14 protein-coding genes are annotated in these 17,390 nt (G+C 36.4%); 2 read left to right on the top strand and 12 right to left on the bottom strand.

What is annotated here, in order from left to right:
- Nucleotides 1-222 precede the first annotated feature (222 nt).
- Nucleotides 223-831, top strand: a complete 609-nt coding sequence (locus tag MKX83_RS11000; RefSeq protein WP_095369445.1) for a trimeric intracellular cation channel family protein — start codon at nucleotides 223-225, stop codon at nucleotides 829-831.
- 133 nt (nucleotides 832-964) lie between these two features.
- On the opposite strand, the gene spoVK is transcribed toward MKX83_RS11000, so the two are convergent.
- The 3 genes from spoVK to miaA all read right to left on the bottom strand — a co-directional run bounded on the left by spoVK (nucleotide 965) and on the right by miaA (nucleotide 3,429).
- Nucleotides 965-1,915, bottom strand: a complete 951-nt coding sequence (gene spoVK, locus MKX83_RS10995; protein WP_095369446.1) for a stage V sporulation protein K — start codon at nucleotides 1,913-1,915, stop codon at nucleotides 965-967.
- A 289-nt stretch (nucleotides 1,916-2,204) separates the two neighbouring features.
- Nucleotides 2,205-2,435, bottom strand: a complete 231-nt coding sequence (gene hfq, locus MKX83_RS10990) for an RNA chaperone Hfq (protein ID WP_095369447.1) — start codon at nucleotides 2,433-2,435, stop codon at nucleotides 2,205-2,207.
- A 28-nt stretch (nucleotides 2,436-2,463) separates the two neighbouring features.
- The gene (gene miaA, locus MKX83_RS10985; protein ID WP_095369448.1) at nucleotides 2,464-3,429 is read right to left on the bottom strand and encodes a tRNA (adenosine(37)-N6)-dimethylallyltransferase MiaA; all 966 of its coding nucleotides are present in this window, start codon (nucleotides 3,427-3,429) and stop codon (nucleotides 2,464-2,466) included.
- 308 nt (nucleotides 3,430-3,737) lie between these two features.
- On the opposite strand from miaA, the gene mreBH reads away from it, so the two are divergent.
- A complete protein-coding gene (mreBH, locus tag MKX83_RS10980; protein ID WP_095369449.1) occupies nucleotides 3,738-4,748 on the top strand; it encodes a rod-share determining protein MreBH in 1,011 nt (336 codons plus the stop codon).
- 120 nt (nucleotides 4,749-4,868) lie between these two features.
- Here mreBH and mutL read toward each other — a convergent pair whose 3' ends face one another.
- From mutL to spoVS, 9 genes are all read right to left on the bottom strand, one after another.
- Nucleotides 4,869-6,728, bottom strand: coding sequence for a DNA mismatch repair endonuclease MutL (mutL, locus tag MKX83_RS10975; protein ID WP_341055312.1), 1,860 nt, complete (start codon nucleotides 6,726-6,728; stop codon nucleotides 4,869-4,871).
- A 21-nt stretch (nucleotides 6,729-6,749) separates the two neighbouring features.
- Nucleotides 6,750-9,350, bottom strand: coding sequence for a DNA mismatch repair protein MutS (gene mutS / locus MKX83_RS10970; RefSeq protein ID WP_341055311.1), 2,601 nt, complete (start codon nucleotides 9,348-9,350; stop codon nucleotides 6,750-6,752).
- 161 nt (nucleotides 9,351-9,511) lie between these two features.
- Nucleotides 9,512-10,054, bottom strand: a complete 543-nt coding sequence (locus tag MKX83_RS10965) for an outer spore coat protein CotE (protein WP_095369452.1) — start codon at nucleotides 10,052-10,054, stop codon at nucleotides 9,512-9,514.
- Nucleotides 10,055-11,074: 1,020 nt separating this feature from the next.
- The gene (locus MKX83_RS10960; protein ID WP_095369453.1) at nucleotides 11,075-11,500 is read right to left on the bottom strand and encodes a RicAFT regulatory complex protein RicA family protein; all 426 of its coding nucleotides are present in this window, start codon (nucleotides 11,498-11,500) and stop codon (nucleotides 11,075-11,077) included.
- Nucleotide 11,501: 1 nt separating this feature from the next.
- Nucleotides 11,502-13,046 carry a tRNA (N6-isopentenyl adenosine(37)-C2)-methylthiotransferase MiaB gene (miaB, locus tag MKX83_RS10955; protein ID WP_095369454.1) on the bottom strand — a complete coding sequence of 515 codons (1,545 nt, stop codon included), beginning with the start codon at nucleotides 13,044-13,046 and terminating at the stop codon, nucleotides 11,502-11,504.
- 217 nt (nucleotides 13,047-13,263) lie between these two features.
- The gene (locus MKX83_RS10950; RefSeq protein WP_095369455.1) at nucleotides 13,264-14,130 is read right to left on the bottom strand and encodes a 2-oxoacid:ferredoxin oxidoreductase subunit beta; all 867 of its coding nucleotides are present in this window, start codon (nucleotides 14,128-14,130) and stop codon (nucleotides 13,264-13,266) included.
- A complete protein-coding gene (locus MKX83_RS10945; RefSeq protein ID WP_322909245.1) occupies nucleotides 14,131-15,864 on the bottom strand; it encodes a 2-oxoacid:acceptor oxidoreductase subunit alpha in 1,734 nt (577 codons plus the stop codon).
- Between the two features lie 193 nt (nucleotides 15,865-16,057).
- On the bottom strand, nucleotides 16,058-16,984 hold the full coding sequence (locus MKX83_RS10940; protein WP_095369457.1) for a dipeptidase: 927 nt from the start codon (nucleotides 16,982-16,984) through the stop codon (nucleotides 16,058-16,060).
- A gap of 134 nt (nucleotides 16,985-17,118) precedes the next feature.
- The gene (spoVS, locus tag MKX83_RS10935; RefSeq protein ID WP_095369458.1) at nucleotides 17,119-17,379 is read right to left on the bottom strand and encodes a stage V sporulation protein SpoVS; all 261 of its coding nucleotides are present in this window, start codon (nucleotides 17,377-17,379) and stop codon (nucleotides 17,119-17,121) included.
- Nucleotides 17,380-17,390 lie beyond the last annotated feature (11 nt).

The raw sequence follows: 17,390 nt of genomic DNA, 5'->3' as shown, positions 1-17,390 counted from the left end.
TAACATATCATTATCATATCAAATTCTTTTGTAATTCACTAATTATTCTTTACGTTAAAGGGAGAAAATTTCCGGTTATCCAAAATGTCCCTGCTAAGTAATCAATAATTATTGTTTACCACAAAAATTTATTTATTGAAAATCATTGATTTCATGCTTTTTCATGTTAAAATCTATATGTTTGTGTTTTAGCAGGATTTTAAGAACGTGTGGTGATATGTGATGTTAACTTGGGATTTTTTAAGTATGATTGGTACAATTGCTTTTGCCATTAGCGGTGCTATCGTAGCAATGGAAGAAGATTATGATATATTAGGCATTTATATTTTAGGTATTGTCACTGCCTTTGGTGGGGGAGCCATCCGTAATTTATTAATTGGGGTACCCGTATCAACATTGTGGGAACAGGGAACTTTTTTTCAAATCGCCCTCTTGTCTATTACATTGATTATTATTTTTCCCCATCACTTATTGAAGCATTGGCATAAGTGGGGAAACTTCACTGATGCCATCGGATTATCAGCATTTGCTATACAAGGTGCACTTTATGCTGCTGATATGAATCATCCATTAAGCGCAATTATCGTTGCCGCAGTATTAACCGGTAGTGGTGGTGGAATGATTCGTGATTTATTAGCACAAAGAAAACCTTTAGTATTACGATCAGAAATCTATGCTGTTTGGGCCATTATTACTGGGCTATTAATTGGATTAAATATTTTCACATCAGCAGTAGAACTCATAATATTATTCATAACAATTACAGCCCTTAGAGTATTATCTTACACTTATAAATGGAAACTTCCTACAAAACAATTCAAGTTAAATTAAAGATAAAATAGTAAAAAAACAGAGCCACGTTTCAGCCCACGATAAAAGGTAGGAGACTGGCTCTGCTTAATTCAATTTCCATCTCTATTAATAACAAAAACAAGCTCCTAAATTAATCGGAGCTAAAACAAGGTCAATCATCTTCTTCAAAAACTAAGTCGTTGCTTCTAATAGTCATTAATTCATGGCGGTCATAATGACTTTGCATTAAAAGCCTCATGGATTGTGCGCGTATTGCCTTTTCGATAATATTTCTTATATATCTTCCATTAGAAAATGTTTGTGGATTTAAGACTGTTTTCACCCAAAGTAAGTGATCTTTTAATTTCCTTTCACTTTCTCTACTAAGTACGTACTCTTTTTGTTTCAGCATTCTTTGCCCAATCTCCATTAATTGTTCAATCGAATAATCTGGAAAATCTATAACTAGCGGAAACCTAGAATGTAAACCCGGATTTAAAGATAAAAAATAGTCCATTTCTTTTGAATATCCGGCTAAAATCAGTATAAAATCATGCTGTTTATCTTCCATATGTTTCACTAATGTATCGATTGCCTCTTTACCAAAATCCTTTTCCCCTCCTCTACCGAGGGAATAAGCTTCATCGATAAAAAGTATGCCTCCGATTGCTTTCTTAATTAAATCTCTCGTTTTTTGAGCTGTATGGCCAATATATTCTCCTACTAAGTCAGCCCTTTCAGCTTCGATCAAATGTCCCTTTGTCAAAACATCCATTTTTTGAAATAGCTTACTTATTAACCTCGCTACCGTTGTTTTCCCTGTACCAGGGTTTCCCTTGAACATCATATGAAGGGACTGCTTTCCCGCTTTCAGTCCTGCTTCTTCTCGCTTCTTGTTCACATAGATCCAGGCATAAATTTCTTTAATCATTCTCTTCATTTCTTCCATGCCTACTAAGGCAGCTAATTCTTCTTCAATTTCTCTAAGAGCAAGATGCTCTGATTGTAAGGTTTTTTGTACAACATTCGGTTCGGGTATTTCCTTTGTTAAGGCTTTTCTTTTTTGAGAATTTAGTACAATACTGATTTGTCCATTATTTTTCAAACGAATCGGCTGATCCAATAGCTTTCACCTCACATTCTCTTGCACCAGTATACGCTAAGATTGCCTTAATTGTGACAAAAGCCTAGTCGTTATCTCAAGTCGTTATTTAGCCTATTCTATTATTAGAAGTTAGAGTCTTCTTGTTCATATATATTCAATTTGGAGGAAAATCATTAAAGTTTTTTTAGTGAAAACAAAATTGTTACTAATTAAATATAAATTATAGAACAACAGAATTTCTTCCAACAAGATTGTCAAAGCATAAGAAAAAGCCCGCATCATTTGCGGACTCGACAAGGCAACTTTATTATTTTTGTTCCATATCTAGCGATACATTTCGTTGAGGAGCAAATGTTGAAATCGCGTGCTTATAAACAAGTTGTTGTTTTCCTTCTGATTCAAATAGGACAGTAAAATTATCAAATCCCTTTACTTGCCCTCTAATTTGGAAACCGTTTAACAAGAAAACTGTCACATTGGCATTATCTTTTCGCAATTGATTTAGAAATTGATCTTGGATATTGATTGATGTTTTCATTACAAATCCTCCTCTTTTATCTCTATTATTATGTATTCGATTTAATTTTCAGCTTTCCTTCAATCGTTACATAAATTTCATTTATTTTTTTATGGAACCCCTTTGAATCGAGAGCTTCACTCATATCTATCCAACTAACATCCAGTTTATTACGAAACCATGTTAGCTGTCTTTTGGCATATCTTCGTGAGTTTTGTTTTAGTTGATCAACAGCTTCGTCTAAAGTAATCAAACCATCAAAATAAGGGTAGAATTCCTTATATCCTATCGCTTGCATGGACTGACAGTTTTGCAACCCCTTATCACTAAACCCTTTCACCTCTTCCAATAGGCCATTATCCATCATCATATCTATTCTCTGATTAATTCGTTTATACAAAAGATCTCTGTCCATTGTTAAACCGATTACAGCGGCATTATATACCGATTCAAGTTCCTGTTTACTTTGCCATTCTGTCATCGTTTTTCCCGTACAATGGTATACTTCGAGAGCCCGAATCACTCTTCGAATATTATTAGGATGTATTTTTCCCGCAGATACCGGATCGACCACCTGTAATTCCTTATGTATACAAACATTCCCTTCAACTTTCGCCCTTTCCTCTAAGCGATATCGAAAATCATCATCTGAGGGGGCATTTGAAAATTGATAGTCAAATAGAACGGATTGTATATATAGTCCCGTCCCCCCTACAATAATGGGTAACTTCCCTTTACTACTGATTTCAGTTATCTTTTCTCTGACAATTGTTTGAAATTCAGCTGTCGAAAAACTTTCATCTGGCTCTTTAATATCAATTAAATGATGGCTGATACCTTCTGTCTCTTCTTTCGTTATTTTAGCTGTACCAATGTCCATACCTTTGTAAATTTGCATGGAATCACCACTAATAATTTCACCATTATATTTTTTTGCCAGTTCAATACTTGTTTTTGTTTTCCCTACAGCAGTAGGTCCTATAAGAATAATGATTTTTTCTTTTTGATTTGTCATTCACTCACACTGCCTTTTAGTCTTTCAATTTCTACCTTATCGTACCATAAGCATAGGAAGGAAAAAAGACAATCAATACTCAAACATTATTCACCCTTTTTCTACAAATTAAACCTTTTTTATTGCGGATTCGATTCTTTTTTACAATGGAGATTACATTTTTATAACGTTTTATTTACATTCAGGCTTCTATAGTCGTTTCATGTTACCTTATAAAAAGCGGAGTTTAAGATAAGATGTCTTATGAATATGGTCTTATGAAAATGGATTGAGACGAAGCAGAATTATAGGAAATTAGGTGATTGATAATGATAGGAAATGCTGAAATTGGAATCGATTTAGGAACAGCTAATATACTTGTTTATAGTAAAGCAAAAGGAATCGCTCTTAATGAGCCTTCTGTTGTTGCGATTGATACAGAAACAAAAAAAGTGCTTGCAGTTGGCTCTGAAGCAAAAGAAATGATTGGTAAAACACCGGGACGAATTGTCGCCATACGCCCACTAAAAGATGGGGTAATTGCCGATTTCGATACAACAACAGAAATGTTACGTCATATTATGAAAAAAGCTGCAAAAGCTGGTGGCTTCTCAATTAGAAAGCCGAGTGTTGTTGTATGTACACCTTCCGGGTCGACAAGTGTTGAAAGAAGAGCGATTCAAGACGCAGTACGAAACGCCGGTGCAAAAAAAGTTTTCGTGATTGAGGAACCTGTTGCAGCAGCAATTGGCGCTGGTATGCCAGTCGATGAGCCAGTCGCAAATGTAGTAGTTGACATAGGTGGCGGTTCAACTGAAGTGGCGATTATTTCCTTCGGTGGTGTAGTTGCTTGCCACTCCGTCCGTATTGGCGGAGACCGTTTAGACGATGATATTATTCAGTATGTGCGTAAAGAATACAACGTACTTATTGGTGAAAGAACAGCAGAGAATATTAAAATTGAAATTGGCCATGCGCTGATTAACCATGATGAATTAAAAATGGAGATACGTGGGAGAGATTTAGTTACTGGTTTACCAAAAACCATTGAGCTTTCTTCCTTTGAAATTAGGGATGCGATGAAAGAAGCGTTACTCAGTATTTTAGAAGCACTAAGAGCAACATTAGAAGATAGCCCTGCTGAATTAAGCGGTGATATCGTTGACCGTGGAGTCATTTTAACTGGCGGTGGAGCTTTACTTAACGGTATGCAAGAATGGATCAGTCAAGAGATTGATGTGCCTGTTCACCTTGCTCCAAATCCGTTAGAATCCGTCGCAATTGGAACAGGAAAATCATTAAAATACATGGACAAATTACAAACAGCCAATGCGAAATAATTAAAAAAGAGAGAACCGCGTATCACTAATTTTGCGGTTCTCTCTTTTTATGTGACCATAAGCGTTTTAAAGTTGATTTCCTGTATCCTTCTTAAAACAAAGGTCTCTTTAAAGCAAGTCTTACATAATACGCTTAAACATTTTTTCCATTTCATATATAGAATAATGAATGATAATTGGGCGACCATGAGGACAAGTAAAGGGATCATTCGTTTGTCGTAACTCATCAAGTAATGCTTGAATTTCATCGTTACGTAAATGGCGATTTGCTTTTATGGAACCTTTACAACTCATCATGATAGCCGCTTCTTCTCTCAGTTTTTTTATATCCACTCGTTTCATATTCAGCAATTGTTCTATCATATCCACAATCGTTTCTTGTTCCTCTCCTTTAGGAAACCATTGTGGATGCGCACGAACGATATAACTGTTGTGGCCAAACTCCTCTAAGAAAACTCCCACTTTTTCAAGTTCGTCTTTATATTCTTCAATCTTTATCACATCGTCATTCGCATATTCAAAGGTCATTGGAATCAAAAGCTCCTGTAATTCACTTTCTACTTTCCCAACCTTTTCCTTAAAAAACTCATATTTGATTCTTTCCTGAGCCGCATGCTGGTCAATGATATACAAACCATTATCATTTTGTGCAAAAATATAGGTACCATGCATTTGACCTATAGGATACATCGCTGGGACTCTAGAAGGAAGCACGAATTCCTCTTCTTCTGCAAGCGTTATATTTTCTTTTTCTTGTGAATCCACTTCTTTAGGTGGAGCAGAAACTTCTATTGCAGGAGCCGTTTCAAAGATCGTATTTTTTACTTGTTGATTTGGTGTTACTGAATCTTCTTGGATGAATTGTACTTCTGTTTCTTTCCTTTCTTGCTCGATCTCTTTAAATGGTTTTCTTTCAGGTAAATGATCGAGGTGAAGGAATGTTTGTTCATCTTTTGGCTTAATTATTTTCTTTTCGGTAAAGCCACTTGGAATTAATTCTTCTTTTTTAAAGACTTGTTTAATGGTGGCCGTTACTAATTCGTTTAATTCATGCTCTTTACTTAACCGAACTTCCATTTTAGAAGGATGAACGTTTACATCTACTAATAATGGGTCCATTTCAATGTTTAATAAAACAATGGGATACCGTCCTATCGGCAATAATGTATGATAACCTTCCTGAATCGCTTTCACTAAAGGGTAGTTTTTAATAAACCTACCATTGATCATCGTTGAAATATAATTTCTCGAAGCTCTCGTTATTTCTGGTAACGCTACATAACCAGAAACCTTGAAGTCAAGGGACTGAGTTTGAATGGGAATCATTTTTTTGACAATATTTAAACCATAGATCGCCGCTAAAACTTGACGAACATCACCATTACCTGTTGTTTTTAACAATTGCTTATCATTATGGAGTAACCTGAATGAAATCTCCGGGTGTGATAAAGATAAGCGATTCATGACATCTGTAATATTACCTAATTCGGTATGAATCGTTTTCATATATTTAAGTCTAGCCGGCGTATTGTAAAACAAATCTGACACGGTAATATCTGTACCTTTACGACTAGCTGCCTTTTCCATCGTTACAACTTTTCCGCCTTCAAGCACCACTCTCGTACCTATATCACTATGGCAAGTCTTCAATTCAACTTTGGAAACGGAAGCAATAGAGGGCAACGCTTCCCCTCTAAATCCTAATGTGCGAATCCTAAATAGGTCGCTCTCGTCTTGGATTTTACTTGTCGCATGTCGGTGGAACGCATGGAGAACGTCATCTTCTGCTATTCCTTCTCCATTATCGATGATGCGGATACTTGAAAGGCCAGCTTCTTCTACTTCCACTTCTATAACAGAACTGCCTGCATCAATTGCATTTTCAACTAATTCTTTTACAACAGATGCTGGACGCTCAACGACTTCTCCTGCTGCGATTTTATTTGATAGATAATCATCTAAGAGCTTGATTTTACCCATTAGGATTCACCCTTTCAATCTTTATTTTAATTTTTTTTGTATCTCATATAAGGTATTTAATGCCGTCATCGGTGTCATTTCTAGAATATCTAGTTTCTTTAGCTGATCAAGCAACTTTCTTTCCTTTGTTGCAATATTTGTTCCTCTTTTCGCTTGCGTTTCTTCTTCAAAGAATGACAATTGGCCAACCGCTTCTTCTTGTACGTCTATTTTTGTTGCTGTTGCATTTATTTTTGTTGAATCCTTTGCTTCTAGTCGCGTAAGGATTTCGTTTGCTCTTTGAATCAATGTCTCCGGTAGCTCTGCAAGTTGGGCAACATGTATACCATAACTTTTATCTGCTGAGCCTTCTTTAATCTTATGGAGAAATACGACCTTCCCGTTTTGTTCAACTGCACTTACATGCACATTTTCTAAATGGGGTAACTCCTCTGCCAAAACAGTAAGCTCATGATAATGCGTTGAGAACAATGTTTTCGCCCCAATATGGTGGTGAATATATTCAATAATCGCCTGAGCAAGGGCCATTCCATCATAGGTCGACGTTCCCCTACCAATTTCGTCAAATAGGATAAGACTATTTTCTGTGGCATGAACAATGGCATTCCTTGCTTCTAACATCTCGACCATAAATGTGCTTTGTCCAGAGATTAAATCATCTGCCGCACCTATTCTAGTAAACACTTGGTCAAAAATAGGTAACACCGCTTGTTTGGCAGGAACAAAACAACCAACTTGTGCCAAAATTGAGGTTAAAGCAATTTGTCGCATATATGTACTTTTACCTGACATATTAGGTCCAGTAATAAGTAACAACTCTCTTTCATCATCCATATAACAGTCATTTGCTACATATTCTTGCGCATTCATCACTTTTTCAACAACCGGATGTCTCCCGTCCTCAATGACGATTTTCCGTTCACTAGAAAAGGACGGTTTATGGTATTGCCGCTGTTCGCTAACCACAGAGAAACATTGCAATACATCCAATTCACTTATTAGCTTGGCAAGATTCTGGATGCGTGGAATATGCTCTTTTACCTGTTCTCTTACCTCTAAGAATAATGTGTATTCTAGTTCAACCGATTTTTCTTCCGCTTGTAGAATTAATGCCTCTTTTTCTTTTAGCTCTGGAGTAATAAACCGTTCAGCATTTGTTAAGGTTTGCTTTCGTTCATATAAACCTTCTTCTAACAGATGAAGATTAGACTTTGTCACTTCAATATAATATCCGAAGACACGATTGTATCCGATTTTTAATGACTTAATCCCTGTCTTCTCTCTCTCTCTCTTCTCAAGCTGAGCGATCCAATTTTTACCGTTTTTCGTTGCGTCACGATATTGATCGAGTGCTTCATTAAAACCGTCAGCAATAATATTCCCTTCCTTGATGGTTAACGGGGGATTATCGGTAATGGCTCTTTCTAACAAGTCGGTTACATCCTCACAAGGATCAAGTTCATTTGCCAACTGTTTAGCAACGTCATTCGTTAACTGATTCACTACATGACCTATTTTGGGTACTTGCTGTAATGATTTTTGCAATTGAAATAAGTCACGAGCATTGACATTACCGAATGCGACTCTACCTGCAAGTCGCTCTATGTCATATACCTCTTTTAAAGTATCTCTTAGCTCTTCTCGTTCGAAATAATGATTCATGAAAGTTTCCACCATTGATTGTCGTTCTATAATGGCATCCTTATTAATTAGCGGACGATCTATCCATTGTTTTAACATTCTCGAACCCATCGCTGTTTTCGTTTCATCCAGCAGCCAAAGAAGTGAACCTTTCTTTCCATTTGAACGCATCGTTTCAGTTAGTTCTAGGTTTTTCTTCGAGAAGTAATCAATTTTCATAAATTGGTTCACTTCATACACTTCAGCAAGTTGCAAATGGTCAAGGCTACGTTTTTGTGTTTTGTATAAATAATTATATAATCTCATTACTGTTTCACGCAGACGATCATTTGCTAACTTTGCTACACTTTCCTGAAACACTTCCCGAGTTTGGATATCGTCTTCAATAGAAATGGTCAGTACCATTCTCTCTTTCATCTTTTTGAGCCATTTATCTGAGAACTGCGAAGAGACGACAATTTCTTTCGCATTAGAAACTGAAAGCTCATTCAAAATGGAAGTAAAACCATCAGTTATAATGGTCGCTTTTGTTTCTCCTGTTGATAAATCACTATATGCAAAACCATAGGTATCATCTTCAAATGCGCTTACTGTAGCGATATAGTTATTTTCCTTTTCATTTAACCCCTTACCTTCCATCCGAGTCCCAGGTGTAATTAATTGAACAACTTCCCTTTTGACTACACCTTTAGCCTGTTTCGGATCTTCGGTTTGTTCACATATGGCTACTTTGTAGCCTTTTTCAATTAAGCGTTCGATATAATTCGGGGCTGAATGATAAGGTACCCCGCACATCGGTATGCGGTCTTCAGCTCCTCCGTCTCTACTTGTTAATGTAATTTCTAACTCTCTTGATGCTGAAATCGCATCGTCAAAAAACATCTCATAAAAATCGCCTAAACGAAAAAATAAAAAGGCATCTTGATAATCTGCCTTTACCCTTAAATATTGTTGTATCATCGGCGTATATGTTGCTGCCATAATTTCCTCCACATAATTCATAATCTATTATTTTCTTATCTCATTATATCATACTTGAAAGTCAACAAACGATTAGAAATGCTTCATACTCTTACCCGCCTTAACTCTTCAACACTTTGAAAAAAGAAAAAAACTAGGAAGTAAAACCTCCTAGTTAGTTTTTATTCCTCTTCAGTTCCAATGATGAAGTCTGGGTTTAAGTCTTCAAATTCCTCATCTTCTGCTTCTAATCCCCAATCTTCATCTTCGCAGTCACCAGCATCAGCAACTGCTACACAAATCTTTGTTTCTCCAATGACTTCAACAATAAACTCTCTCTCCACATGTACAATAATTTTATTGCCATTTTTAGAGATTGTTGCTTCAATACAGTTTGGTTGTTGAACGACCCGTGCAACAACTTCAATATCGTCAAGGATTTCTTCATCACGATACTTCACTTTGATTACATCTTTGTATTCCACGCATTCTGTTACTACTTCAGTTTGCGTGTTATCTTTATAAGAATACCAGATATTGATATCAAAGCTTCCGCTAACCTCTACAGTATTTCCCACCTTTTTCGCTTTGTACTTATGGTTAATGATCCAAGCACCAAGAATACTAGATGGGTGGTGTTGAGGACAAACCGTGTGATTGGACTGGATAAACTTACGTCCTTTCGCAACGACTGCCTTCGTTATTATCTCTCTATAGTCTCCCATTGCGAGCGAACCCTCCTCATTCATTTTCAATTCATCCTATGCGGGATATTAGACTAGTGTGCGACATATTTTCTTGTGGGCAATTAGCCAAATCCATTAGCATGCTTTATCATATGCCGCATACGGGCGATTGTTACGGACTGAGGTGGGCAAGGGCCCAATCTAGGAAAGATTTTTCAGCAACCTCTTGAAACATTCTCTCTCAATTTTGGTTCAAATACCGGTATTGATTGTCACGTAGCTGTTAAATTAATCATACGAGGATAGAAGTGGCGTTATTGTGATAGTTGTCTTACGAAGGATTAATTGGTCAGTTAAATAATATCTTGAAAACGCATCTCACTTGTAGAAAATTTGAATTCTCAAATTTCACCTTACTGTATAGTTTGTTCCCAATTATATTGTTTTCTTATAGTACACTTTTTCATTTCTCACAAAACGGCGCAAAATTAGAGATATAAATTTACTCCTCAATAGAAACAAATAAGATACATGCATAAGTGAGATTAGCCGTTTAAATAAGCACAGATCAGCAGCGCTGGGTACTATTGCTGGTCTTTAGACTATTTTTTTACAATATCTTTATAACTTTACAGTTTTTCATCAACAAAGGTTGTGCAGCTGCAACCGATTCAATCATTGCCCAAAGCGACAACGATGCAGATGTATTATTGCTTTTAAAAAGGGCGATTATGGATTGCAGGCAATTGGTTATAAATACGGTTGCATTGAATGTGATGTATTTTTTAACAAGCAAAAAAAGACCCTATTTTCCTCTTACACAACGAAGGAAAGGGTGATAAATCCACATATTTAACCTATATTGATAATCATTCTATTCAACAATAAGAAGTTCGAAATCTAAGAATATATTCATAAGTCTAAAGTAATCCATGATAAACACTTCCTTTCTTAAAGAACCATAAACTTATAAAACAAGTTTCTAAAAGCTGCTGATATCAATAGTGAAAAATCAAAAGGGTGATCACATCGACTTGTGATCACCCTTCAATTTCATTCTTAATGTTGACAGCCTGAATTTTTCAATTGTGAACCGGTTTGACCAGATAGTAAATCGCCACCAGTTGACGAAATAATCTCATCTGTCACTCTGTTAGAAATGGCTGAAGAGACAATTTGTAATAAATCATTCACATCCACTTGAGATTGTTTAAACTCTTGAACAACAGGAATTGCATCTAGCTCTTCTTCAAGAGAATCAATTTTCGCTTCTGTTTTTCTTAAAGCTTCCTCTTTCCCATAATGTTGTAAATTAACCGCTTGTTTTTGTAGACCTTTAATTTGCGTAATAATCTTTGAAACTTTTTCATTCTCATTAATTTGTGCTTCCGCACGTTTAAAGAAATCTACTTCTTCCGTTTCAGCAATCATTACAGCTAGTTCTCTTGCACGCTTTACAATATCATCTTTAGAATACTTCGCCATCTTAGCTCACCTCAAGATTTTCTTTTTCTTCAATCATCTCACCATTAAGTGACCAAGTTTTAGCATCCGTCACTTTCACCTTGACGATTTTTCCTATTGCTGTCTTCGGTCCTTTAAAGTTTACCAACTTGTTCTTTCTTGTATAGCCTGCTAATGTATCAGGGTTGTTTTTGCTTTCCCCTTCTACTAACACTTCAACTATTTCATCTTGGTATTTCTTCATAGATTCAGCAGATATTTCATTTACTAGCGCGTTTAATCTTTGTAAGCGTTCCTTCTTCACTTCCATTGGTACATTATCCTTCATTTTCGCAGCAGGTGTACCTTCACGAGGAGAATAGATAAAAGTATACGCCGCTTCAAAACCTACTTCACGATAGAGCGACATCGTTTCCTCGAACTGTTCTTCAGTTTCATTCGGATAACCAACAATTATATCCGTAGTAAAAGTTGCTCCTGGTATGTTTTCTTTTATTTTGCGTACTAACTCTAGAAACTGTTCTCTGGTATACTTTCTAGCCATAATTTTCAATACATCATTCGAACCTGATTGTACAGGTAAATGAATATGTTCTACAAGGTTGCCGCCTTTTGCAAGCACTTCAATGAGATGGTCATCAAAGTCACGTGGATGACTAGTTGTAAAACGGACCCTAGGAATATCAATTTTATGAATTTCATCCATTAAATCCCCAAGACCATACTTTATGTCTTTAAAGTCTTTACCGTAAGCATTCACATTTTGTCCTAATAAAGTAATTTCTTGATAGCCTTTTGCCGCTAGTTGACGAACTTCTTGAATGATATCTTCCGGTCTGCGACTTCTCTCTTTTCCTCTTGTGTAAGGAACAATGCAATACGTACAGAATTTATCACAGCCATACATAATATTTACCCAAGCCTTGATATTACCTCTTCTCACTTTAGGTAAATTTTCAATCACATCGCCTTCTTTAGACCAAACTTCAAGTACCATTTCCTTAGACATATAAGCTTCTTGTAAAATATTTGGCAAGCGGTGAATATTATGTGTTCCGAACACCATATCTACTTGGTTATATGTTTTAAGAATTTTATTAACGACAGATTCTTCTTGAGACATACACCCACAAACACCGATAAGTAAATCAGGATTTTGCTGTTTTAAATGTTTCAAATGTCCGAGTTCACCAAACACCTTATTTTCCGCATTTTCACGGATTGCACAAGTATTTAGAAGAATCACATTGGCATCATCTACGGATTCAGTTGGTTCATAGCCTAAATTCATAAAAATCCCTGCCATTACTTCCGTGTCATGCTCATTCATTTGACATCCATATGTACGGATATAGAACTTACGACCTTCCCCTAAGCCGGCAAATTCACTCGGTATTTCAAAATCCTTATGGTATTTGACATCTTCTTTTCCACGTTTCTTCGCATCCTTTAAAGATGGAGCTGTATACACATGTTCAAAATACTTACTGTAATCCTTTTCGGATTTTTTGTCCGCAGGATTTGCGACCTTTACTTGTTGACTTTCTAATCTTTGTTTTTCATTCATTTACGACATGCCCCTTTCTATGATACTGTAGGCGATTTCTATCCATTATTTCTATACACATTACTATAGTATAAAGCGTATTTCTATTGAACACAATAGCAATGCACCTGATCTATTCTTTTTCGTAGGAAAGTATTAAAAATAGGCGTACATTCTATAAAGAATAAAAAAGACCTAAGAAAATCAACAATGGATTCTCTTAAGTCTTTTATTTAATTTACATAAATTCTTCTACTAACTTATCAAAGTACGCTTGATCTAAGTTTAAATCAGCCTTTGCTAACGGTGTCTCTGAATAACCATGTAGCATTTCCTGATAAGACTTACGTTCTGTGTCTTGATAAATAAGTCCAGTTACTAATCCTTCGTGTTTCATTAAGGTTTGCATTGCTTGTTCTCTATTGGAAGAATCGTATCCTTCAATATCTTTTAATTTAGTTAAGTTCGCTTTAAACCAATCATACGTATTGATTTTGTTATAAGTGACACATGGACTAAACACATTAATAAGTGAAAATCCATCATGTTGAATTCCTTGTTCAATGAGAGCAGTTAAATCTTTCAAGTCGGTTGAAAAACTTTGTGCAACAAACGTAGCTCCTGCCGTTAAAGCCATTTCCATTGGTGAAATCGCTTGTTCAATGGAACCTTCAGGTGTTGATTTTGTTTTAAAACCGGTAGATGAACGCGGAGATGTTTGGCCCTTAGTTAAGCCATAAATTTGGTTATCCATTACGATATACGTAACATTAATATTGCGGCGAATAGCATGAATCGTGTGCCCCATACCGATAGCAAAGCCATCCCCATCACCACCAGAAGCAATAACCGTTAAGTCCTTATTCGCCATCTTAACACCTTGAGCAATCGGTAATGAACGTCCATGGATTCCGTGAAATCCATATGAATTAATATAGCCAGAAATTCGTCCAGAACAACCAATTCCAGATACTACAGCTAACTCTTCAGGTTCTAAACCAACATTAGCTGATGCGCGTTGAATAGCAGCTTGAACAGAGAAGTCACCACAGCCTGGGCACCAATTCGGTTTTACATTATTTCGAAAGTCTTTAAACGTAGCCATTTAGAACAACTCCTTGCACTTTGTATGGATTTCGTGCGGCAAGAAAGGATTCCCGTCGTACTTATTATATTTAATGATTTTATTCGCATGTCCAACATTCATTTTGATAATATTTGCTAACTGTCCAGTGGCATTGTTTTCAACCACCACAACCTTTTTAGCAGATGCAACTAACGGCATTAACTCATCAGTTGGGAATGGATGAATCAAACGAATATGTGCGTGATTAACCTTCAAACCGTCTGCTTCTAATCTAGTAATCGCTTCTTCAATTGCACCTCTTGTTGAAATGAAACCAACTAATAACAAGTCTGCTTCTTCATGAGGGGCATTTTTATATACTGGTGTATTAAATTTCACATTTTCAATTTTACGGAACCGTTTATCCATTTGTTGAATACGATTTGCTGCTGATTCCGATGGTTTTCCAGATTGATCATGCTCTACACCTGTAACATGGTGGATTCCATATTTCATCCCTGGGATTACCCTTGGCGATACGCCATCCTCCGTCACTTCATAACGTTTAAAATATTCTTTGCTATCTATTTCAGGTAGATCGCCTTGCAGCTTCCCACGGCGAATTTCTACTTCATTAAAATTCAACGGTTCCACTGTTTGTTTACCTAATGATAATTGTAGATCTGATAAAACAATTACAGGACATTGATATTCTTCAGCTAGATTAAATGCTTCAGCAGTATCATAAAACGCTTCCTGTACTGTACTTGGTGCAAGAACAATTTTTGGAATTTCTCCATGTGTTCCATAAATCATAGCCATTAAATCTGACTGTTCTTGTTTCGTTGGTAGACCTGTTGACGGGCCACCACGTTGAGTATCAACGATAACTAATGGTGTCTCTGTAATACCCGCTAGGCCAATCGATTCCATTTTCAAAGATAATCCTGGGCCGGCTGAGGCTGTGAAAGCACGTACTCCTGCATAGTTAGCACCAATCGCCATAGTTGCAGCAGCAATTTCATCCTCTGTCTGAATAACAGTACCACCAAGTTCAGGTAATTTTTTTATTAGATACTCCATAATTTCCGAGGCTGGTGTAATTGGATAAGCAGCCATAAATCGACTTCCTGCAGCTAATGCACCCAGAGCAATGGCATCATTTCCGATCATGAACATTCTTTTCTTACCATCCGCTTCATCCAACTGCATCAAGCCATCTGTTTTACCTAATTGTTCAACTGTTGTATCATAGCCAGCTTTTATCGCTTCCATATTTTTATCTACAACGGCTTGTCCTTTGCGAGCAAAAATCTCTTCTACCACTTCTTTGAAAACTTCCACATCCAAATTTAAAACGGCACAAGTTGAGCCTACAGCGACCATATTTTTCATCAGTGATGTACCTAGATCAGTCGCCATTTGTGTAAATGGAATGGATAGAAGTAGCGCGTTTGTATCTTCTGGTTTCACTGGATTAAATTTTGCATCTGCTAAGATAATCCCACCATCATGTAACTCTTTATAATTGACATCTATCGTTTCTTGGTCAAACGCCACAAGAACGTCTAAATCATCCGCAACAGACCGAGTTTGAGAGGTACTCACACGAATTTTATTATTCGTATGCCCCCCTTTGATACGAGAAGAAAAATGACGGTATCCGTATAAATAATAGCCAAGGCGATTCAATGCAATAGAAAATATTTCACCAGTACTTTCAATTCCTTCGCCTTGTTGTCCGCCAACCTTCCACGAAAGTTGTTTCACCATGTCCTACACCCCTTTTATTACATGAGAAATATGTAAATAACTTGTATAATCTCTTTTTATACATCCATTTCACCATTTAACGTACTAAACGCTTTCAATTCTAGACCTAACAATGTAAAATTGCAAGCCTTTAAGATTAAATAATTGATAGATTTGTTTATTTTTTTTAGATAGTTTTGAAAAATTCATCTATTTATCTACTAAATAACATATTTTTAAAATTATAATAGGTAATCTTTTCTACGACATCGTGTGGAAAGTGCTGTAATAATGTGTCAATCAAATATTGATATTCTCCAGCATGCTCAAGCCCTCTTAGTGGTGGTTCAGTGCCATCAAAGTCTGAACCAAGGCCAATATGGTCTTCTCCACCAAGGGAGCAGATATGATCAATATGTTTTAATACATCATTGATTGAAGCTCTATGTGGCTCATTTAAGAATTCTCTAACAAAAGTCAATCCAATCAAACCATCTTTCTTAATAAGAGCTCGAATTTGGTCATCGGTTAAATTCCTTGGATGTGAACAATAATGAAGACAATTAGAGTGTGAAGCAAACGGTCTCTTAGCTATATCCATTACATCCCAGAAGCCTTTTTCTGCTATATGAGAGACGTCACATAATATATTGCGTTCATTTAATATTTCTATAACCTTTTTGCCAAATCGTGATAGTCCTCCTGCATTCTCCTCTAATACACCATCGGCAACAAAATTTCCGTAATTCCAAGTTAAGCCGACCGATTGTACACCTAACCTTAACAGCGATTTTAATTTCACTTCATCATTGTAAATCGCATCACAGCCTTCTAGAGTTAAAACCGCCCCTATTTCATTTTCCTGTAATCCTTGAAGATCATCACTCGACTGAATTACCTTCACTTGAGGATGAGGTTTAACTATTTTCTCATAAAAAATATCAACCATTTGTAGTGCTGCGTTAAACTTTAATTCTGGATGAATTTTCTCTGGTACATAAATAGCAAACAATTGGACTTTCACATCACCGGCTAATAATCGATTGAGATTAGCCTGAAGCTGCTGCGAATACTGAAACTCAATGGAAGGGTCCAAAAACATTTTTACTAATACATCACAATGACCATCAACTATCTTCACTTTCTCACTCCCTTATTATTTAAATATACAAAATATTTCATTCATTCTCTATTGTTTTTCGTTCTACAAAGAGAAAAAAAACCCATTTGATAATCAAATGAGCTTTTACTTTTTCTGATGGGACATGACAGCCATTATCTAGGTTCTACGATCAGCTTTATAGCTGTTCTCTCTTCCCCATCTATCAAAATATCTGTAAACGCAGGAATACATACTAAGTCTACACCGCTAGGCGCTACAAATCCTCTTGCGATTGCTACTGCTTTAACCGCTTGATTCAATGCACCCGCACCAATTGCCTGGATTTCTGCTGCTCCTCTTTCACGTAGAACACCAGCAAGCGCACCAGCTACAGAATTAGGATTAGATTTTGCTGAAACTTTTAATATTTCCATTCCTAGCTCCT

Origin of the sequence: Cytobacillus sp. FSL M8-0252 (genome assembly GCF_038007345.1) — a bacterium.
GTDB lineage: Bacteria > Bacillota > Bacilli > Bacillales > Cytobacillaceae > Cytobacillus > Cytobacillus kochii.
This window is presented reverse-complemented; position numbering and strand designations above follow the sequence as displayed.

Excerpts from the sequence above, each read along its gene's own strand:
- MKX83_RS11000 (WP_095369445.1), top strand. The coding sequence starts at position 223 with ATGTTAACTTGGGATTTTTTAAGTATGATTGGTACAATTGCTTTTGCC.
- hfq (WP_095369447.1), bottom strand. The coding sequence starts at position 2,435 with ATGAAAACATCAATCAATATCCAAGATCAATTTCTAAATCAATTGCGA.
- miaA (WP_095369448.1), bottom strand. The coding sequence starts at position 3,429 with ATGACAAATCAAAAAGAAAAAATCATTATTCTTATAGGACCTACTGCT.
- mreBH (WP_095369449.1), top strand. The coding sequence starts at position 3,738 with ATGATAGGAAATGCTGAAATTGGAATCGATTTAGGAACAGCTAATATA.
- mutL (WP_341055312.1), bottom strand. The coding sequence starts at position 6,728 with ATGGGTAAAATCAAGCTCTTAGATGATTATCTATCAAATAAAATCGCA.
- mutS (WP_341055311.1), bottom strand. The coding sequence starts at position 9,350 with ATGGCAGCAACATATACGCCGATGATACAACAATATTTAAGGGTAAAG.
- MKX83_RS10965 (WP_095369452.1), bottom strand. The coding sequence starts at position 10,054 with ATGGGAGACTATAGAGAGATAATAACGAAGGCAGTCGTTGCGAAAGGA.
- MKX83_RS10960 (WP_095369453.1), bottom strand. The coding sequence starts at position 11,500 with ATGGCGAAGTATTCTAAAGATGATATTGTAAAGCGTGCAAGAGAACTA.
- miaB (WP_095369454.1), bottom strand. The coding sequence starts at position 13,046 with ATGAATGAAAAACAAAGATTAGAAAGTCAACAAGTAAAGGTCGCAAAT.
- MKX83_RS10950 (WP_095369455.1), bottom strand. The coding sequence starts at position 14,130 with ATGGCTACGTTTAAAGACTTTCGAAATAATGTAAAACCGAATTGGTGC.
- MKX83_RS10945 (WP_322909245.1), bottom strand. The coding sequence starts at position 15,864 with ATGGTGAAACAACTTTCGTGGAAGGTTGGCGGACAACAAGGCGAAGGA.
- spoVS (WP_095369458.1), bottom strand. The coding sequence starts at position 17,379 with ATGGAAATATTAAAAGTTTCAGCAAAATCTAATCCTAATTCTGTAGCT.